This is a genomic window from Microbacterium sp. 22215 (assembly GCF_052045655.1).
Lineage (GTDB): Bacteria > Actinomycetota > Actinomycetes > Actinomycetales > Microbacteriaceae > Microbacterium > Microbacterium phyllosphaerae.
In genome coordinates this window covers 126,375-146,302 of sequence record NZ_JBQEPC010000010.1, presented here as the reverse complement: position 1 = coordinate 146,302, position 19,928 = coordinate 126,375, and the positions used below count along the sequence as shown (strand labels likewise).

At 69.3% G+C, this 19,928-nt stretch carries 11 protein-coding genes and 1 tRNA gene; 4 read left to right on the top strand and 8 right to left on the bottom strand.

The features are described from left to right. Positions 1 to 2 precede the first annotated feature (2 nt). Positions 3 to 1,202: an aminotransferase class I/II-fold pyridoxal phosphate-dependent enzyme gene (locus tag ACTJKH_RS15590; RefSeq protein WP_440737652.1), complete on the top strand. Its 1,200-nt coding sequence runs from the start codon at positions 3 to 5 to the stop codon at positions 1,200 to 1,202. A 19-nt stretch (positions 1,203 to 1,221) separates the two neighbouring features. Here the strand turns inward: ACTJKH_RS15590 and ACTJKH_RS15585 are convergent, their stop codons facing one another. Continuing rightward, positions 1,222 to 2,043, bottom strand: a complete 822-nt coding sequence (locus tag ACTJKH_RS15585) for a carbon-nitrogen hydrolase family protein (protein WP_440737651.1) — start codon at positions 2,041 to 2,043, stop codon at positions 1,222 to 1,224. Between the two features lie 79 nt (positions 2,044 to 2,122). Between ACTJKH_RS15585 and ACTJKH_RS15580 the strand changes: the two genes are divergently transcribed. Next, positions 2,123 to 2,196, top strand: a tRNA-Met gene (locus ACTJKH_RS15580). Between the two features lie 97 nt (positions 2,197 to 2,293). On the opposite strand, the gene ACTJKH_RS15575 is transcribed toward ACTJKH_RS15580, so the two are convergent. From ACTJKH_RS15575 to ACTJKH_RS15565, 3 genes are all read right to left on the bottom strand, one after another. Beyond that, positions 2,294 to 2,551 (bottom strand): hypothetical protein, encoded by a 258-nt coding sequence (locus tag ACTJKH_RS15575; RefSeq protein ID WP_210097509.1) that lies wholly within the window; start codon positions 2,549 to 2,551, stop codon positions 2,294 to 2,296. A gap of 182 nt (positions 2,552 to 2,733) precedes the next feature. Further along, positions 2,734 to 5,625 (bottom strand): UPF0182 family membrane protein, encoded by a 2,892-nt coding sequence (locus ACTJKH_RS15570; protein ID WP_440737650.1) that lies wholly within the window; start codon positions 5,623 to 5,625, stop codon positions 2,734 to 2,736. Positions 5,626 to 5,671: 46 nt separating this feature from the next. Beyond that, positions 5,672 to 6,766: a YlbL family protein gene (locus ACTJKH_RS15565; protein ID WP_440737649.1), complete on the bottom strand. Its 1,095-nt coding sequence runs from the start codon at positions 6,764 to 6,766 to the stop codon at positions 5,672 to 5,674. 117 nt (positions 6,767 to 6,883) lie between these two features. On the opposite strand from ACTJKH_RS15565, the gene ACTJKH_RS15560 reads away from it, so the two are divergent. Beyond that, positions 6,884 to 8,305, top strand: a complete 1,422-nt coding sequence (locus tag ACTJKH_RS15560) for a zinc-dependent metalloprotease (RefSeq protein ID WP_440737648.1) — start codon at positions 6,884 to 6,886, stop codon at positions 8,303 to 8,305. 818 nt (positions 8,306 to 9,123) lie between these two features. Here ACTJKH_RS15560 and ACTJKH_RS15555 read toward each other — a convergent pair. Next, positions 9,124 to 10,845, bottom strand: coding sequence for an ATP-dependent helicase (locus ACTJKH_RS15555; RefSeq protein WP_440737647.1), 1,722 nt, complete (start codon positions 10,843 to 10,845; stop codon positions 9,124 to 9,126). Further along, on the bottom strand, positions 10,842 to 11,738 hold the full coding sequence (gene nudC, locus ACTJKH_RS15550; protein WP_440737646.1) for an NAD(+) diphosphatase: 897 nt from the start codon (positions 11,736 to 11,738) through the stop codon (positions 10,842 to 10,844). The genes ACTJKH_RS15555 and nudC overlap by 4 nt, the downstream gene beginning before the upstream one ends. 97 nt (positions 11,739 to 11,835) lie before the next feature. Here nudC and ACTJKH_RS15545 point away from each other — a divergent pair, with 97 nt between their 5' ends. Then, on the top strand, positions 11,836 to 13,146 hold the full coding sequence (locus tag ACTJKH_RS15545) for a phosphotransferase (RefSeq protein ID WP_440737645.1): 1,311 nt from the start codon (positions 11,836 to 11,838) through the stop codon (positions 13,144 to 13,146). Here the strand turns inward: ACTJKH_RS15545 and ACTJKH_RS15540 are convergent. Together ACTJKH_RS15540 and ACTJKH_RS15535 are read right to left on the bottom strand one after the other, a co-directional pair. Continuing rightward, positions 13,092 to 16,535: a UvrD-helicase domain-containing protein gene (locus tag ACTJKH_RS15540; RefSeq protein WP_440737644.1), complete on the bottom strand. Its 3,444-nt coding sequence runs from the start codon at positions 16,533 to 16,535 to the stop codon at positions 13,092 to 13,094. The genes ACTJKH_RS15545 and ACTJKH_RS15540 overlap by 55 nt on opposite strands. Further along, positions 16,532 to 19,762: an ATP-dependent helicase gene (locus tag ACTJKH_RS15535; RefSeq protein WP_440737643.1), complete on the bottom strand. Its 3,231-nt coding sequence runs from the start codon at positions 19,760 to 19,762 to the stop codon at positions 16,532 to 16,534. Before ACTJKH_RS15535 ends, ACTJKH_RS15540 begins: the two co-directional genes overlap by 4 nt. Positions 19,763 to 19,928: the final 166 nt, after the last annotated feature.

The window sequence follows — 19,928 nt, the reverse complement described above, 5'->3', positions numbered from 1 at the left end:
TCATGAGTGTCATCCCCGGCGCCTGGCGGCGCACGGCAGCGGGAGCCGGTCTGCTCGCATCCGACGGAACCGTCGCGCCCACCATCTTCGCAGAGATGTCGGCCGCAGCGGCCCGAACCGGAGCGATCAATCTCGGCCAGGGATTCCCTGATGAGGACGGCCCTGCCGAGGTGCTCGAAGCCGCACGCGATGCGATCGCTCACGGCGCCAATCAGTACCCGCCCGGCCGCGGCATCCCCGATCTGCTCGCGGCGATCAGCGAGCATCAGCGCCGGTTCTACGGGCTCGATGTCGATCCGGAGCGCGAGCTCATCGTGACGGCCGGTGCGACCGAGGCGCTCACCTCGACGCTTCTCGCTCTGATCGACGGCCCGGACGACGAGGTCGTCGTCTTCGAGCCCTACTACGACTCCTACGCCGCAGCGGTCGCGCTCGCCGGGGCTCGGCTGCGCACCGTTCCGCTGCGCGCGCCCGACTTCCAACCCGATCTCGACCGGCTCGCCGCCGCCGTCACGGATCGCACGCGGATCATCCTCGTCAACGACCCGCACAACCCGACCGGCGCCGTGTTCGATCGCGCCGTCCTCGCCGAAGTGGTCCGTCTGGCGGAACTGCACGACGCCATCATCGTGACGGATGAGGTGTACGAGCACCTCTCCTTCCACGCACCCCACACTCCGATCGCCACTCTGCCCGGTGCCGGCGCTCGCACACTGACCATCTCGTCGGCGGGCAAGACGTTCTCGACCACAGGCTGGAAGATCGGTTGGGTGCATGGACCCGCCGAACTCATCACCGCCGTGCTCACGGTGAAGCAGTACCTCACGTACGTGAACGGCTCGCCGTTCCAGCCGGCTGTGGCCGCGGGGCTTCGGCTGAGCGACGAGTTCTTCACCGAGGCCGCGGCGACCCTGGCGGCCAAGCACGAGCTCCTGGCGGCCGGTCTCCGCACCGCGGGGTTCACCGTGTTCGCACCCCGGGGCGGATACTTCACGGTCGCCGATGCCTCGCCCCTCGGCGGAGCGGATGCGGCACAGTTCTGCCGCGAGCTGCCTGAGCGCGCCGGCGTCGTGGCGATCCCGTTGACGGCCTTCGTCTCGGAGACCCGACGCGGTGACTATGCGGGACTCGTGCGCTTCGCCGCGTGCAAGCGGGTGTCGGTGCTCGAAGAGGCCGCCTCGCGACTGGAATCGAGCTTCTGAGCCGGCAGCCCCCGTCCGCTCAGCGAGGAACCACGGCGTAGCGCCGAACCCGCAGCGACGGGTTGACGGCGCGCACACGGTCGATCACGGCACGCTCGACCGCGGCGACCGCGATGCCCTCCGCCGTTCCCACCCCTGCGAGAACCACTCCCTGGGGATCGACGATCTGCGAATGACCGACACCGATCGGCGTCGGGTGGTCGGCACCGATCACGTACGCGGTGTTCTCGATCGCCCGTGCCGCGAGCAGCGTCGTCCAGTGCTGCTCCTTGAGCGGGCCACGCACCCATTCGGCCGGCACCACGAGGGCATCGGCGCCGGCATCGATCAGGGTGCGCGACACCTCGGGGAACCGCAGGTCGTAGCAGGTCATCAGACCGAACCGGATGCCGGCGATCTCGAAGGTCGCGGCGGTGCCGGTCTCCCCCGCCTCGATCCACTCGGACTCGGTCTGGCCGAACGCGTCGTACAGGTGCTGCTTGCGGTAGACGGCGAGGATGCCGTCCCCTCGCACGGCCACGACCGTGTTGCGCACATGGGCGGCGTCCGAGGCGCGCTCGACGAGACCGGCCACGATGACGACTCCGTAGTCGGCGGCCAGGGCGGTCAGGGTCGACACGAAATCACCGTCGAGGCCCTCGGCGTTGTCGGCCAGGCTCGCGTCCATCGGGTCGACGAAGTAGCTCGAGTACTCGGGGAAGACGATCAGCCGGGCTCCCCTGCCCACAGCCTCGGCTGCGAGGCGCGCGATGGTCTCCCGGTTCTCGGCACGGGACGCGGTCGGCGAGAACTGGCATACGGCGACGGGAACTCCGACGGGCCCGGCAGGGGTCTCTGACATGGCTCCATCCTCGCTCATCGCGTCGATCGCGGCCTCGATTCGCGCACTCCCGATTCCCGTGTTAGGCTATAACTCGTGCCGCGGGGTGGAGCAGTTCGGTAGCTCGCCGGGCTCATAACCCGGAGGTCGCAGGTTCAAATCCTGTCCCCGCAACAAAAGAAAGGCCCTCTGACTCGGAGAAATCCAGGTCAGAGGGCCTTTCGCTTTGCCGGCGCGGACTCGGAATCGTGCGATCCGACGGGGCGACGGATCAGTAGTCCCACTCGAGAGACGGATCCGCGGGCACCAGAGGCAAGTCATCCCGGTCCTGTTGCGGTTCGACGGTGACCTTCACCCGCGTACCCGAGCAGACGAGCACGCTCATCATCCCCACCGAGGCCGAGAATGCGACGAACGTAGGTCGCGTGCGGGCGGCCTTCTCGATCCGGCCCATGAGGTCGACGAGGTCCTGGTCCGCCGTGAGCACGAACTCCTCGTCGTCGACCACGATGCGAGTGACGGTGCCCATCGGACTGCTCCTCCGTACGGAAGACGAGGGATCGTCTCCAGAGTCCCGACGGTAGCCCCGGGACGAGACGAAGGCGCGGGGGTTGCGTCGATACCACGAGCGTGCATGGTCAGGTCGTGGAGCCCCGGAACGCGAATGGGCGCCCCGTCCGGGGCGCCCATTCGGCTGTCGTCAGTGCGGACTCACTCCCCCGACGAGCTCTCCAGCTCGAGGAGGGTGTTGACCGCATCCGTGAGACGCTTGTCGGCCTCGGCGAACTTGGTCAGGTCGCCCGACTTGAGAGCGGCCTCACGGTCGGTGAGTGCCTGCTGCGCCGCGGCGAGCGCCTCAGCCTGCGCGTCGGTCGGCGTGGTCGGCTCGGTCGGCACCTCTCCGGTATCGGGATCGGGGGTCGGTTCGACCTCGTCGTCTCCACCCGTAGCGCCGGCGTCGCCGCCGAACAGGGTGTCGAGCGCCGCGGTCAGTGTGTCCTCGAACGCGACCTTGTCGCCGAAGGCCACGAGGACCTTCTGCAGACGGGGCAGCTTCGTGCCCTCGGACGACTGCACATAGACCGGCTGCACATAGAGCAGACCGCCACCGACCGGCAGCGTCAGCAGGTTGCCGTACAGGACCTCCGACTCTCCCTGCTGCAGCAGGTTGAGCTGCGGCACCACGGCCGTGTCCGAGTTGTAGGTGTTCTGCACCTGCCCGGGGCCGGGCACCGTCGTGTCGGTGTCGATCTCGAGCATCCGCAGTTGTCCGTAGCCCTCGGCCTTCACGCCGGCTTTCGAACCGGCATCCGAGTCGACGGCGAGGTACCCCATCAGGACATCACGGTTGCTGCCGCCCTGCGCAGACGGGATGAACGTGGAGAACATCGAGAACCGCGGCGACTCCTGGCCGGGCATCTGCATCGTCAGGTAGTACGGCGGCTGCAGGACCGAGTCGCTCCGAGGGTCGTTCGGCGTCTGCCAGCGGTTGTCCTGCTGCGCGAACGAGCCCGCGGTGTCGATGTGATACGTGCCGAGGATGTCGCGCTGGACCTTGAAGAGATCGGTCGGGTAGCGCACGTGGCTCATCAGGTCGGCCGACATGTCGCTGACCGACTTGAGCGTCGACGGGTAGATGTTCTGCCACGTCTGCAGCACCGGATCCTGGTCGTCCCACGCGTAGAGGGTGACCGAACCGTCGTAGGCGTCGACCGTGGCCTTGACCGAGTTGCGGATGTAGTTGATCTCGTCGATCGCGAGCGTCGGCGACGGGAGGTTCGAGTCGGCGATCGCATCCGACAGGCTCACGTTCGTCGAGTAGGGATAGGTCGCGCTCGTGGTGTACCCGTCGATGATCCAGACGATCTTGCCGTCCACGACGCTCGGGTACGGGTCGCTGTCGAGCTCGAGGTACGGGGCGACCTTCTGCACGCGCGTCTTGGGATCGCGGTCGTACAGGATCTGCGAGTCGTCGTTGACGAGGTTCGAGAACAGGATCTGCTCCGACTGGAACTTCAGCGCGTACAGCAGCTTCGTGAAGGTGCTGCCGATCTTCGGCCCACCGTCGCCCTCGAAGGTCGTCTTGGTCTCGCTCGCGCCGTCCTTGCCTCGCGGGTAGTCGATCTCGACGGGATCGGTTCCGTCAGGTGCACCGACGATCGAGTACTCGGGAGAGTTCTCACCGAAGTACACGCGCGGCTCGAAGTTCTCCTGGTCGGTGAGGAACCCGGAGGAGGGGATCCCCCGCTCGAGGAACACCGGCTCGCCGTCGCTCGTGCGCTGGTTGCCGGCAGCGGCCACGAGCCCGTAGCCGTGGGTGTAGACCGCGGCGCGGTTGTTCCAGTTCGTGACGTCGACGCCGTTCATGTCGAGGTCGCGGACCGAGACCACGGTGTCCTGCATCTCGCCGTCGATCTCGTAGCGGTCGACGTCGAGCTTCTCTTGGAACTGGTAGTACCCGCGGTACTGCTCGAGCTGGCGCACGGCCGGGCTGATCACGTTCGGGTCGACGATGCGGATGGATGCCGTCGTCTCGGCGTCCTCACGCAGCTGACCGGCCTCGGCGTCGGTCTCGGCCTCGAAGGGAGTCGTCTCGAGGTCGGCAACCCCGTACGCCTCCTTCGTTCCGTCGATGTTCCGCTGGTAGAACTCGGCCTGATAGGCGTTCTGGTTCGGGCGCACCTGGAAGGTGGTGACAGCCCAGGGGAAGCCGACGCCGACGACGAGCGAGGCGACGATCAGCAGCGCAGTCGCCGCGAGCGGGAAGCGCCAGCGGCCGATGACGGCCGTGACGAAGAAGAGGACTGCGACGATCGCGGCGATGATCGTGAGGATCGCAAGCCCGGGGATGGTCGCATTGACGCCCGTGTACGCGGGGCCGACGATCCGGTCGTCCTGGGCGACGAGCGTCTTGTACCGGTCGAGCCAGAGGCTGGCGGCCTGCACCAGAAGGTAGAGGCCCGCGATGATCGCGAGCTGGATGCGAGCGGGCTTCGAGATGCGCAGCTCGCCCTGTCCGATCCGGACGGAGCCGTAGAGGTACGACACGAGCGCCGTCACGATGAGGGTGAGCAGGAGCACCGCCGACACGAACGCGAGAAGGATCGAGTAGAACGGCATGGCGAACATGTAGAAGCCCGTGTCCATGCCGAACTGCGGGTCGGTCGCGTCAGTGGCGACGCCGTTGGCCCAGAGCCACACGGTCTTCCACTGGCTCGCCGCCGAGAAGCCGGCGAACAGGCCGAAGAAGATCGGCATGCCCCACATCGCGAGTCGACGCAGCGGCTCGATGACCTCCTGGTACCGGTCGAGCTGCGAGCTGAGTCGCACGTAGACGGGCCGCAGACGGTACGCGAGCTGGATGGCCACGAACAGAGGGACGGCCATGCCGAGGAACCCGACGACGAACATCACCGCCGTGGCGAACCATTGGGTGGTGAGCACTCCCGCGAAGCCCACCTGGTCGAACCAGAGGAATTCGGTGTACAGCGACGCGAAGACGAAGAATGCGGCGATCAATGCGGCGATGATCGCCAAGGAGATGCCGAAGATTCGTCGCGAGGTTCGGGGAGTGGCCGGGTTCGGTGCAGAAGTCGAGGTCACCGTCCCATCCTAGGCACGCCTTACTGTGCTGCGGCTGTCATACCGATCACGGGGAGGTCACGACGTCGCATGTCGGGAGCGAGTCGACGTCGCCGCCGTTCGCGATCACTTCGAGCGCGTCGAGGGATTCTTCGAGAGTCGAGGTGCTGATCACGGTCAGCCCGTCGGGCACGTGCCCGGTGACCTCGTCGCAGTTCGAGCTGGGTGCGAGGAACCAGTCCGCCCCCGCATCCCGCGCGCCGTAGAGCTTCTGACGGATGCCGCCGATGGGCCCGACCGTGCCGTCGGCCTCGATCGTCCCGGTACCGGCCACGTTCTCGCCGCCGTTGAGCTCGCCCTCGGTCAGCGTGTCGATGATGCCCAGTGCGAACATCATCCCCGCGCTCGGACCGCCGACGTTGTCGAGCTGGAGTGTGACGTCGACCTCGAAGTCGTAGTCCGTGCGCAGGGTGACACCGATCAGCCAGGTGGTCACGTCGCCGTCGACCTGCTTCTCGGGCGTCACCTCGACGACCTTCTCGTCGCCTCCACGATCCACCGTGAGCTCGACGGGGTCTCCCCCGGCATCCTGGATGGCCTGCCGCAGCTGTTTCGCCGAGGTCACCGCCGTGCCGTCGATCGCGGTGATGACGTCGTCGGCCTGGAGGATGCCCGTCGCGGGCGCATCCTCGACCACGTCGACCACGGCGACCTCGGCGCCCGTGTCGTAGCCGAGTTCGTTCAATGCCGCTGCCGTCGCCTCGTGCTGCGAGTCGACCATCATCGTCGCGTTGCGCTCGTCGCGCTGTTCTGTGGTGACGCCTTCGGGGAACACGGAGTCGAGGGGGACGACGGCGCGAGAGGGATCCATCCACGCGAGAGCCAGCTCGAACCAGCTCGGCGTGCGCTCGCGGTTGCCGACCACCTGGACGGTCGTGAGGTCGAGCGTGCCCGCGGTCTCGAACGTCTCAGCGCCCTCGACCTGGATGAGCGGGATCTGTTCGCCGTCGGCACCCGCGGCGGTGCCGAGGGTGTCGTACACGGGGCCCGGCCGCTGGATCACGTACGGGGTGGGCAGGAAGGTCAGCACGACGAGCGCGATCAACGCGACGATCAGTGCCCAGACACCGAGTCCGAGCTTCACAGACCGTGTTCGATCCACAGTGTTCCTCCGTCGTTCGCGGGCGGCGTACAGCGATCTGCCCGCGTCGGGGTCTCGCGGCCGATCCTGTGACTAGCGTAGATGCCACGGCTTTAGGCGTGCTGAGAGGCGAGCGACATGTCAGACAACGAACCGACCCCCGAGGACTTCCAGGAGTTCCTCCGACGAATGATGTCCGGCCAAGGCGGCGGAGACATCGACCCCGAGGCGCTGCAGAACGCCTTCGCGGGGATGGACGGGATCCAGATCGACCCGGCGATGATGCAGACGATCATGTCGCAGCTCCAGGGCGCGTTCGGCGGCGATGCATGGGAGAACGCGTTGCGCCAGGCCCTGCACATCGCGAACCGCGACGGGCTCGGCATCACCGACGGCTCCCGGGGTTCGCTCGTCGACTCGTTCGCGCTCGCCGACCTCTGGCTCGGCGAGGCCACGACGATCTCCGAACTCGCCGAGGCGCCCAAGGCGATGACCCGAGGCGAGTGGGTCGAAGCGACCCTCCCGGTGTGGAAGGAGATCGCCGGCCCCGTCTCGACGAGCATCGCCGACGCTCTCACCAGTGCCCTCGACACGCAGGTGCCGGAAGACATGCGCGAGGTGGTGCAGGGAGCGGGCAAGCTCATGCGCGGGCTCGGCGGATCGGTGTTCGCCGCCCAGTTCGGACAGGTGCTCGGCAACCTCTCGCTCGAGGTCGTGTCGGGAGGCGACGTCGGCATCCCCGTGCTGCCGGCGGGAACCGCTGCCGTCATCCCGCAGAACCTGACGGCGTTCGGCGACGGACTCGAGATCCCGGAAGACCAGATCACGCTCTATCTGGCGACACGCGAACTCGCATACGCGCGCCTGTACCGCCACGCCAAGTGGCTGCACCTGCACGTGATGGCGCAGATCACGGACTTCGCCCGCGGCGTCACAGTGGATGTCGACGCCCTCGAAGACGTCGCGAGCCGCCTCGACCCGTCGAACCCCGAAGAACTCCGCGCGGCGATCGAGGGCGGAGCACTGCTTCCCACCCAGACCGAGGCTCAGCGCGAGTCCCTGGCGAGACTCGAGAACCTCGTCGCGACGATCGACGGCTGGGTCGACGTCGTCACCGCGCAGGCGACGTCCCGACTTCCCGACGGCGCGAGGATCGCCGAGGCCGCGCGCCGACGCCGCGCGGTGGGAGGACCGGCCGAAGACGCCCTCGGCGCGCTCGTCGGCCTGAAGCTGCGGCCGCGTCGACTGCGCGAGGCCTCGGCCATGTGGCAGGCGGTCACGGATGCCGTGGGGATCGCCGGACGCGACGCCCTCTGGGACTACCCCGACCTCATGCCGACCTCGGACGACATCGACGACCCTTCCAAGCTCGTCGCAAGGCTGCAGGCGACGGCCCGTGGCGAGCAGCCCGTCGCCGACGAGTTCGACGAGGCCCTCGCACGGCTTCTGGACGGCGACGACTTCTCGGGAGAGCAGCCGAGTCCGACCGGTGATGTCTCGACGAGCGACGACGCCGAGGAGGACGACGGCGAGGGCACCGGGGGCGACCGCCCGGTGTGATGGGCGGCGTTCCGCTCGCCGAGGACTCGACCTCGACGGGCAGAACGCACGACGACTTCTCCACGGATGCGGCGGACGGCTCCATCCGGAGCTGCGGAGTCCGCAGAATCGAGGGATGTCGCCTCTGACTCCCCAGACCACCACCCGCCTGGACCCGTCCGTGCCGCTGCTCTGGCGCGACGGAGAGACCCTGCAGATCGGCATCGAGGGCACCCTGCGCATCCCCGCGTCGGAGCCATGGGTGGAGCGGGTGGTCGCCCGGATGGCGGCAGGTTTCCGGCGCTCGGCATTCGATGTGATCGCCCACGCTGCGGGTGCGCCTCGCGCCGACGCGCGGGCGCTCCTCGCCCGCCTCGAGCCCCTGCTCGTCGATGACGCCGAGGCAGCGCGCGCGGCGTGGGTCGAGAGCATCGACGTGCTCGACGGACGCTGCGAGTACCGGATGCGCGAGGCCCTCGTCGAGGAGGGCATCGCCGCCGGCGCGAGAGAGAACCCCGGCGACATCGGTGTCGTCCTCGTCGAGGGTGCCGCCGCGGCACTGCAGTTCGCGCGCTACCTGCGCGAGGACACCGCCCATCTGCCGGTCTCGCTGGAGAGCGGCCGGACGACGATCGGGCCTCTGATCGTGCCCGGCGACACGCCCTGTCTGACCTGTCGTGACGAGCACGAGCGCGACCGCGACTCGGCCTGGCCGAGGATGCACGCGCAGCTCATCGGACGCAGGTCGGGGCCGATCAGCATCGCACGGATCGCCGAAGCGGCGACTCTCGTGGCGCGCCTGCTCATGACGACGGCCTCGCTCGGGTCCTCTGTCGAGGTCAGCGGCGATGGCCGGCGCGTGTGGCGTTCACTGACGTTTCACGCAGAATGCCGGTGCCGCGAGCAGTCGTTCCTATCTCTGCCAGGAACCGCGACGGCGCCCGCTCCCCTCGTCCCGCTGAGCGCGACCACGACAGAGACAGCGTACGCGCGGCGCGCGTGACGCCGACGTATGCGAGCCGCCGTTCCTCGTCGATCGCCTCGAAGCCGGTGGCATACGAGATCGGCAGTGCCCCCTCCGCCCAACCGGCGAGGTACACATGCGGCCACTCGAGGCCTTTCGCCGCGTGCAGCGTCGACAGCGTGACGGTTCGCATCGTCGGCTCGTGCTGATCCTTGGCCCGGGCCATGAGCGCGTCGCTGAAGGTGCGGAGGTTCTCGTCCGGACCGGCTTCCTCCGCCAGCCGGAGGATCGCCCGTCGCGCTTCCCAGCCGTCGCGCTGCGCTCCGCCGGCCTGCGGCGGATCATCGGTGAGACCGAGCTCGCGAAGCACCCGCTGAACGCCGGGGAGGAAGCCGTGCTCCGTGGGGGCCACGGCGGCGGCCCGCAGCGCGAGGATTGCCTGCCGCACCTCCGGCATCGCGAAGAAGCGGGTTCCGCCCAGCACGGATGTCGCGATCCCCTCTGCGGCGAGCGCCTGCTGCAGGACGGCCGACTGCGCGTGGGCCCGGTACAGCAGGGCGATGTCGGCCGGCGAGGCTCCGGCCTCGATCCGCGCCGACACCGAGGCCGCGATGCCCTCCGCCTCGTCGCGCTCGGTGTCGTAGGCGGTGACGGTCGGCGAATCGGCGTTGAAGGTCTCGCGAGCAGGCACCAGTTCGAGTGCGCCCGGCCGGCCCTTCATCAGCGCGTTGGCCGCGTCGAGGATCGGAGCCTGCGACCGATAGTTGGTCTCGAGGCGCACCACCGTGGCATCCGCGTGCCGGCGTTCGAACTCGAGCAGGAATCGCTGCTCCGCACCGGCGAACGAGTAGATCGTCTGGCTCGCATCGCCGACGACGCAGATGTCACGGCGATCGCCGAGCCACAGCTCCAGCAGCCGGTTCTGCAGCGGGGAGACGTCCTGGTACTCGTCGACAGTGAAGTGCCGGTACTGCTCGTGGACAGACGCCGCGACTCGCGGCTCGGCCTCGAGCATCCCCGCACAGGCCAGCAGGACGTCTTCGAAATCGAGCTGGCGTCTCTCGTCCTTCAGCGCCTCGTACCGCTGCTGGAGTTCGGCGAACTGCGACGCATCGATGCCGCTCATCGAACGCCCGAGTGCCGCATGCTGCTCGATCGAGAGCATCGACACCTTGCGCCACTCGATCTCGGAGGCGATGTCACGCAGAGTGGCCGTGCTCGGCCGCAGCCGCATCGCGTCGGCGGCCTGACCGAGCACCCGCACCTTGTTGTCGATGATCGAGGGCGCCGGCGAGCCGGCGAGTGTCGGCCAGAAGAAGTTCAGCTGCGCGAGCGCCGCAGCGTGGAACGTGCGGGCGGCGACGCCTTCGACACCGAGCGCGCGCAGTCGTCCCCTGAGCTCACCCGCAGCCTTGGCCGTGAAGGTCACCGCCATCACGCGCGACGGCGAGTAGGCGCCGGTGTCCACGCCGTGGGCGATGCGGTGGGTGATCACCCGGGTCTTTCCGGTTCCGGCACCGGCAAGAACGGCCACGGGGCCTCGGAGCACCGATGCCGCCTCCCGCTGTCGATCGTCGAGTGCCTCGAGCGCGCTCACGCACGCTCCTCGAACCACGACACGATGAGGGCGCGGGCGATCGATGCCGGGCCAGGCAGTCCGACGGGTCCGTCTCCGGCGAGGGCGGAGCCGATCTCGTCGCGAGTGAACCACCGCACGTCGATGATCTCCTCACCGTCCGGGCGCAGTTCGTGATCGTCCACAGCCACCGCACGGAAGCCGAGCATCAGCGACCGAGGGAAGGGCCACGGCTGCGACGACACGTATCGGAGGGATGCGAGGCGGACGCCGGACTCCTCCTCGAGCTCACGGTGCACGGTGGACTCCAGCGACTCCCCCGCCTCGGTGAACCCGGCGAAGCACGAGTACATCCGGCCGCCCCAGTTCGCGTTGGCGCCGAGCAGCAGCCTCTCGCCGTCGGAGCTCTCGACCGCGACGATCACGGCGGGGTCGGTGCGCGGGAAGTGCTCGCGGCCGCAGACGAGGCAGTGCCGCGACCATCCGGCCTGACGAAGCTCGGTCGCTCCTCCGCAGGTGGGACAGAACGGGGCGTCGCGCAGCCATCCCCCCAGTGCGAGGGCCTCGATGAGGAGCTCGGTGTCATCCGCGCCCAATCGCGCTCCGAGGTCGCGAAGGCCGAGCCAGGTCTCGTCCGGAGACGTGTCGACGGTGTCGCCCTCCGGCGGCAGCACCGCGAGGAGGATCGGCGTGCCCTCGGCGTCGCGCCCCAGCAGTGCCCAGACGGCCTCGGCGATCTCGGACGCGGGCACCCTGAGCAACGAGGCAGTGTCGAGGTCACCGCCGGCGATGCGCACGCGCCCGTCACGGACGGCGATCACCCGAGTGGTCTCGTCGGCGCGGAGCCGCTCGATGACTCCCGGTTCCGCTCTCAGATCTGCGGCTCGGTCGAGGGACGTGGTCTTCGTGGTCATCGGCTCCCTCTCTCACGGGCGTGGCGGAAGCGGGACCGCCCCCGCGTCCACCTACCCTGGGGGTATGGGACGCTCTCCATTCACTCTAGCCGCGGCGGTGACTGCCGCACTGCCCGGCGCGGAGGTGACCGGAGCCCGCACACTCAGCGCGGACGGCGACGGACGCTTCGACTCCGCGGTGGCCACGCTCGCAGACGGACGCGAGCTCGCGATCCGCGTCGCCGACGACGACGAGTCCGCCCGTGAGCTCGCCGGCGAAGCCCTCGCGCTGCGTGCTCTGACGGCCGGCGCACGAGCGATGCTCCCGTTCAAGGCGCCCGAGTACATCGGCGAGACCCGTCTCGCCGATGCCCGCGCCCTCGTGACCGAGCTGCTTCCGGGTTTCCAGATCGAGGCGGCGATGGTTCCCGCCGGGCGCGGCGCCGCCGAGTCGATGGGAACCGCGATCGCGGCCGTGCACGCTCTCCCCACCTCGGTGGTGCGCGGTGCCGGGCTGACCACGCGCTCCGCGCAGGAGAGTCGCGACGAACTGGCCCGTCTCGTCGATGCCGCCGCGTCGACCGGGCGTGTACCCGCTCGACTCACGGTGCGGTGGCGCGAAGCCGTCGCCGATGACGAGCTGTGGCGGTTCGAATCCACCGTCGTGCTCGGCGGAGTGCAGTCGACCTCCTTCCTCTTCCACGACGACCCCGAACGCGGGCCCGAGGTGACCGGCCTCATCGGGTGGCATTCACTGGCCGTCGGCGACCCGGCCGTCGACCTGTCGTGGCTCTCTGCAGCCCCGGATGCCGCAGACGACGTGCACGCCGCCTACGCGCGCTCTTCCGACCGTGTTCCCGACCCCGCGCTCGAGGTGCGGGCACGGCTGCTCGCCGAGCTCGAGTTCGCCCGCTGGCTGGTGCACGGAGACTCGCTGCGCCGCACCGACATCGTCGATGATGCGTCGGCCCTGCTCGAAGCCCTCGCCGAGGGATTGCACGAGGACGCGCTCGGAGTGATCTCCTCCCGCAACGACGGCGTCGACTCCGCCCTCGATGCGCTCGATCGCGTTCCCGCGAGCGCATCGACGGGTGCCGACACGTCGATGCAGACCGACGCGTACAACCCGAACGAGCTGTGGCGTGACGATGAGGCCGATGACGATGCCACCGGCGACCTCACCGACGGTGCAGCGGAAGCCGCGCGACGCCTTCAGGTGGGCGGCCTCGAGACGGAGGATCTCTCGGCCGTGCGGTCATCGACGTCCGACGACCACACGCCGCAGGGGCGCTCGACCGACGAGATGTCGGCCGGTGCTCACACCCACGCAGGCGATGGCGACCCTGACGGCGACGGTTCGCCGGAGGACGAGGCTCAGCGGGCGGCGCGGGCCGCGCTCCAGCGCTGGAAGAGCTCCGACTCGGTGTAGACCCGGTCGCCGCGGATGATGAGGTCGTCAGCGACGTAGTACAGCGCGACGTCGATCTCGTCGAGCGGCACTCCGAATCGTCGATGGTAGGCGAGACGGTAGAGGGCGAGCTGCAGCATGCGCTCTTCACGCTCCTGCGGCGTGCGCGGGGCCTTGCCGGTCTTCCAATCGACGATCTCGATGCGTCCGCCTCGGTCTTCTCGTCGATAGACGGCGTCGAGCTTGCAGATCACGATGTGAGCGTCGCCCGAGCGGTCGGCTCCCCCGAGGGCGAAGTCGATCTCGATCTCGACGGCGATGGGTTTCCGCGCACCCCACTCGCTGCGTTCGAAGATCTGCTGCAGGCCGGCGAGTTCCGCCGCGTCGACAGGTGACACCTCAGCCCCGTGATCGACGTCGAACGCGGAATCCTCCTCGTCGATCTCCCACAGCCCCTCGTCGACCCGATGCCCGACGCCGACGATCTCGCTGCGTCGCTCGACCCACGCGTGGAACAGGGTGCCCAGACGTGTCTGTCGATAGGGACGTTCGGGCATCGGCCGCACGATGGACGAGAGCGTGCCGCCGAAGTCGGTGACGTAGTCCTTGAAACGCGAGGCGGGGACGCGGGTCGGCGGTGGCGCATCGGTGCCACGCGCGCGTGCGGCGCGCTCGGCGAGAAGACGCGTCAGCTCGGGAGATGCCACAGGTTCGGTCTCGGCCGCCTCGCGGACGGCCGATGCTGCAGCCTCGACGGATGGTCGGCGAGCCCCGAGCGGGTCGAGGGGCCACGTCATGGTCGCTCCGGGGCCGTCATAGGGGTTCTCGTCGGGGTCGATCTCGTCGATCGCTTTGAGCCCGAGGGCCTCGATCGCTTCGATCAGGAACGGACTCGGAGCCTTTGGCTGCTTCTGACCGGCCCAGTGGGCACCTGTCAGCAGCAGGTCCGTGCGCGCGCGGGTGACGGCGACGTACGCGAGCCGTCTCTCCTCCTCCTGCTGGTAGGCCCGGTAGGAGTCCTTGAACACGGTGAGCGCGCCGGGCGTGGTCTTGCTCCTGCTGGTGAGCGAGGCGATTCCCGCCTTCAGCCGCTTCGCGGGGTCGAGCTCCTCCTCCGACGGCGGGATCCAGCTGAACGTCGGCAACGCCGCGCTGTCTCCACGCAGTGCGAACGGCAACACGCCGAATCCGAACCAGCCGGCCGTGTCCGTCGGTCGCGACGGCAGCTCGCCCTCGACCATTCGCACGACCGCGACGGCATCCCATTCGAGACCTTTGGAGCCGTGGATCGTCAGCAGCTGCACGACTCCGGGCTCGGGCGGTTCGGGACGAGGAACCAGCTCGTCGGTGGTCTCGGCCTTGTCGAGCCACGCGAGCAGGCTCGAGATCGTGCCGCGTTCATCGGCGGCGAGGAACGTGCGCACCTCGTCGGTGAAGGCGCGCAGCTGCGTCGACGCGATCCGCGCGGGACCGCGGGTCTCGTTCGCGGCGAGCTCGATGTCGAGGCGCAGTTCCAACTCGATGAGGCGCAGCAGATCGGGGAGCGGCAGAGACGACGCACGACGAAGTCGCTCGAGCATCTCTCCCGCCGCGCGAATGCGAGATCTGCCCTCGGGCGTGATCCCCGCGAGCAGGCGATAGTCGTCGCTGAGCCCTCGGAGCACGTCGACGGCATCGATGATCGACAACGCCTCATCGGCACCCCGCGACGCACGGACACGCTGGCGAAGCTCATCGTCGAGGGGCAGCAACCCGCTGTCGCGACGAGAGAGCTCGGCAGCGAGACCCTGCAGCGCCGCCATGTCGGCGACCCCGACGGCGAATCGAGGGCCCACCAGGAGCCGGATCAGCGCAGAGCCCGCCGTCGGATCGTGCAGCACGCGCAGCGTGGAGACGACGTCGACCACCTCGGGCGTCGACAGGAGACCACCGAGTCCGAGGATGCGGTGCGGGATCCCTCGCGCCGCCAGGGCCGCCGCGAACGTCTGCATGTGGCGCTTGGAGCGGAAGAGCACGGCCCCGGTGTGGGGCTTGGCGCCGTCGCCGTGGGCGGCGCGACGAGCGGCGAACCACTCGGCGACCTCGTGCGCCTCGTCATCGACCGTGAGCGGGAAGCGCACGTCGACGGCCCCGGCGCCCGCGCCCGGGCGGGCTTCGAGAGGCGGCACGTCCAATCCCGGTCTGCGCAGCGGACCGAGCACGCGATTCGCGACATCGAGGATGCTCCGGTCGTTGCGCCAGCTCGTCATCAGGCTGTAGTGGGCGACGCTCGCCTTCTCGGCGAAGGTGCGACCGAACGCATGTAGGTTGTCGGCGCTGGCGCCGCGCCATCCGTAGATCGACTGGTGCGGGTCGCCGACAGCCATCACGGCGGAGTCTCGGAACAGCCGCGCGAGGAACTGCGTCTGGATCACCGACGTGTCCTGATACTCGTCCAGGAGCACCACACGGTGCTGCAGCCGCAGTTCGTCGCGCACGTCGGACGAGGACTCGACGATGTCGTACGCACCGCTGACCTGGTCGGCGAAGTCGAGGACACCGCGTCGCTCCTTCTCTGCGATGTACTCCCTGACGAGTTCCGACAGCGCGGGAAGCGCCCGGAGATTGGCCTCCGCCGTCGCGACGTCGGAGTTGCTCCGGTACGGTTCGAACGCGTCGGCCTGGCGGAGTGCGATCCGGTCCGCGCGCGCGAGATCTGCGCGATGGTCGAGCGAATCGCCGGCGAGCCGCTGGACGGCGTCGACGACACCTGCCACCGACCGCTCGATCTCCTCCAGTTCGGGCAGGTCGGAGCGAAGCACGATGTCACGAGCGAGCATCCATGCCGCTGCCTGACTCAGCATCGCCACGTCGGATTCGCGGCCGATGCGTGCCGCGTGCTCGCGCACGATGCCGTCGGCGAACGCGTTGTAGGTCGAGACCTTGGGTCGGATCAGCAGGTCCTCGACCGCGGGCGGCGTCGTTCCCGCCCCGGTGCCGAAGCGAGAGGCGAGGTCATCGAGCACCTGGGAGCGCACGAGCTCCTGCTGGCGGCCCGGCGCTGCCCTCGAGACCCGGTCGAGCATGCCCGTCGCCACGATCTCGGACAGGTGAGGCAGCAGTCCCCGCCGGCCGTACTCGTCGATGAGTGCGAGACGGGTTCCGATGCGCTCGGCGAGCTCGCCCGCGGCCTTGCGGGTGAAGGTGAGCCCGAGGATCTCATCGCGCCGCACATGTCCGTTGGCGACGAGCCAGACCACGCGGCCGGACATCGTCTCGGTCTTGCCGCTCCCGGCCCCGGCGACCACGAGCGCCGGAGAAGGAGGCGCTTCGATGACTCGCTGCTGCGCCTCGGTGGGCGCCGGGAGGCCCAGTGCCGTGGCGATGTCGAGTGCGGACACCCCGTTGCCCGCTCCTGCCCACGCGCTCACGCGCTCACCGCCGCGACCGTGTGGATGCGGCACGGCTGGACCCGCCACTGCGTGTCGGCGCAGTGCGCCTCGACGTGGGCGGTGAAGCTCGACGCGGACATGCCGCGAGCGGCATCCGCGACCCGTGAGAGGAACCGCACCCTCTCGTCGCCCGCGAGCGTGTGTTGGTGAGCGACCCGGAAATCGCTGTTCGCCAGGGTCTTCGCCACGAGGACCAGCCTCGCCCCCGCGAGCGCCGCCGGATCGGCTCCGTCGATCAGACCCTCCTGGACCGCCACCTGGTAGGCGGCGAGCTGCGCGTGATCGGCGACCTTCTGCTCGCTCTCCGGCTCGTACTTGCCGGTCTTCAGATCGACGACGACGACGCGCTCTCTCTCAGGATCCGCCATGCTCGTCCATTTCTGCCCTCGCGCCTTGGCATGCTCCCCGCCGCCCGCCGTGTAAGCCTCGACCCTGTCGATGAACCCGTGGATGATCGCCTGCTGCGGGTGCGCTTCCGACTCGTCGAGCGTTGCGCGCACCGCCGGCACTCCCCCGTCGTCCGCGGGGATCTCGACGGCGAAGCGGAACTCGACCTCACCGGCGATCACGCGGCCGCCCTCCGTCGCCACGTCGGCGAGGTAGCTGTGGAGTCGATCGATGTAGAGCTCGGCGCGACGGCGCTCCTTCCGCCCGATCCAGGCCGTCTCGAAGTCGAGCTCGGGCCAGTGCTCGACGAGCACGGCGCGGAGTCGGTCGAGCTCGCCGTCCGGCACCTGTTCCATCGCCTCGTGGATGATCGTTCCTATCCCCGCCGACGGGGGCATGACGGTGTCGCCACCCAGCGCCGACACGGCCCAGTTCAGCTCGCACTCCTCGAAGGACTCCATGCGCGAGGGCGATACCCGGGCGGCCTCGACGGTGAGGTCGTGCAGAGGTGCATCGGTGGTCGGCGCCGTCACTCCGTACCAGTCGGAGGGATCGGCTCCGGGAACGCCCTCGCGCGCGAGCACGGCCAGCTGCGCGGCGGCGTGCTCTCGCGCAGGCACAGAGGTCGAGGTGGTGAGCACACGGCGGTGGCGGGCGACGAGCCCGCGCAGGGTGAGCGGATGCTCCGCCGATGCATGCATGTCGGGAGGGTCGGGCACCGGCAGAAAGGCGAAGAACGGACTCGGGGTCATGTCGTCGTCATCGACCGCCGTGATGAGGAGTCTTCTCCGCGCCCGCGAGATCGCTCGCACGAAGAGGCGCAGTTCGTCGTGAAGTGCGGCCCGGCGTCGATCGAGCACATCCGGGCTCTGCTCATCAGTCCCGGTACGGGATGCGAGCAGGGCATCCGCAAGACGCCAGGTCTGCAGCATCCCGCCGCGCAGGCGCACGTTGGGCCAGATCCCGTCCTGCACACCCGCCACCACGACGGCGTCGAACTCGGCTCCGAGTGCGGTCGCAGGCGTGAGGAGCGTGACCCTCCCCGGTCGATCCGGACTCGACAGGGAGTCTTCAGGGACCTCGCTGTCGAGGATGTCTCTCACGAAGACGTCGGGCTTCTCGTTCGGCGTGCGCTCGACGAACCGCTTCGCCGCGGCGAACAGCGACACGAGAGCATCGAGCGCCCTGGCCGTCTCCGCGCCGCTGGACTGCTGCGACATCTCGCGCCACGCGACCTGCAGCTTGCGTCCGTCGACGGCTCGCGCCTGATCCCACACGCGCCACAGCAGGTCGTGGATCGTCTCGCCTGCCTCGGCCGCGTCGGCCACCTCGGCGACCGCGTGCGCGAAGCGAGCGGCGGTGCGGGATTCCTGCGCGTCGATCAACGTGAAGTGGTCGGGAGACGTCAGCGCCTGCCGGAGCAGCTCCCGTGCCGGGGTCGAACCGCCGTTCGCGAGCTCGATGTGGCGCAGTCGGGCGCGGAGTCTCCTCAGGCCGATCGCGTCCATTCCCCCGAAGGGCGTGCGGAGCGCTTCCTCCCATTCCTGAGGAGTGCGGGCCTCCGGCGCGGTGAGCGCGAGGCGCACGATGCCGACGATGTCGCGCACGATCGGCTCGGTGCCGAGGGGGCGCTGCACGCCCGCGGCTCTGGTCGGTATCTCACGCGCCGCGAGCTCCGCCTCGAGCTGGGTCACCTGGCGGGTGTCGTGGGCGATGACGGCCAGGCGGTCCCAGGGGATGTCGCGGGTGAGATGCCACTCGCGCATGACTCCGGCGATGCGATCCAGCTCCTCGTGCGGAGACGGCGCGATGAATGTGCCGACCACCGCAGGTGCGCCGAGCTCGTCCGCCTCGACGGGCACCGGTGCACGTCGGTGCTCGACACGACCGGACACGCCGATCGCCTGGGTGACCGTGCGGGTCAGCGCGGTGAGGGCGCGGGCCTGGCGATGCGGCTCGTCGAGCACGTGCACCTCCCCCAGCTCGGCTGCGAGCTGCGCGAACAGCTCGGGGCTCGCACCGCGGAACGCGCCCGAGGAGATGTCGGGATCGCCGAACGCGTGCACCGCGACGCCTCTCGACCGCAGCGCCCGCACCACGGCGACGCCACCTCTGGTCAGCTCCTGGGCGTCGTCGATCAGGACCACGTCGAGGGCGGCCAGCGGACCGAGGGCCGCCGCATCCGCCGTCTGCAGGATCGCGGATGCCTCGGCGAGCAGATCGGCGGCGTCGCGATGCGAGGCGCGCGCCTGGTCGAGCACAGCACGGTACTCGACGAGGAAGTCGGCAGTCGCGGACCATGCCGGGTCGCCGGCTGCACGCAGTTCGTCCGGCTGTGCGCCGAGCTCGACGCACTCTGCGAGGAACGCTCTGAGTTCGGATCGGAACCCTTTGGAGGCGCGGACCGAGGGGCTCAGCGCCTCGGGCCAGACGATGCGCTCGTCTTCGACATCGCCGGCGAGGAGTTCGGCGATCAGCCGGTCCTGATCGGCTCCGGTGAGCAGCGCCGGCGGCTCGGACCCGGCGCGCACCATGGCTCCGCGTACGACCTGGAACGCGAAGGATCCGAGCGACCTCGCCAGCGGACCGGGCGTGGCCTGCCCGATGCGCACGCCGATCCGGTCTCGTAGCGCTGTCGCCGCGCCGCGGCTCGGTGTGAGCACGAGAAGCTCTTCAGGACGCAGCCCCTCGGTATCGAGCAGATGCACGACTCGTTCGGTGAGGGTGCGGGTCTTCCCCGTTCCCGGGGCGCCGATGATGACACCGGATGCCGTCGCGTCAGCGCCGATCACGGCTCTCTGCGCGGCATCCTCTGTCATGCTCTCCACGCTACTGCGGCCTGCGGACATCCCCGTCCGCGCCGGCCTCCCGTCGCTGTGCGCTCACGGCGAAACAGGGCCGTCGGCCGATCCCGACGCGCCGCCGCCCGGTAGAGTTGGGCGCAGTCGTCGACCCCCGTGGTCGACTCGACCACAGCATCGTCGA

Excerpts from the sequence above, each read along its gene's own strand:
- ACTJKH_RS15590 (WP_440737652.1), top strand. The coding sequence starts at position 3 with ATGAGTGTCATCCCCGGCGCCTGGCGGCGCACGGCAGCGGGAGCCGGT.
- ACTJKH_RS15585 (WP_440737651.1), bottom strand. The coding sequence starts at position 2,043 with ATGTCAGAGACCCCTGCCGGGCCCGTCGGAGTTCCCGTCGCCGTATGC.
- ACTJKH_RS15575 (WP_210097509.1), bottom strand. The coding sequence starts at position 2,551 with ATGGGCACCGTCACTCGCATCGTGGTCGACGACGAGGAGTTCGTGCTC.
- ACTJKH_RS15560 (WP_440737648.1), top strand. The coding sequence starts at position 6,884 with ATGTCAGACAACGAACCGACCCCCGAGGACTTCCAGGAGTTCCTCCGA.
- nudC (WP_440737646.1), bottom strand. The coding sequence starts at position 11,738 with ATGACCACGAAGACCACGTCCCTCGACCGAGCCGCAGATCTGAGAGCG.
- ACTJKH_RS15535 (WP_440737643.1), bottom strand. The coding sequence starts at position 19,762 with ATGACAGAGGATGCCGCGCAGAGAGCCGTGATCGGCGCTGACGCGACG.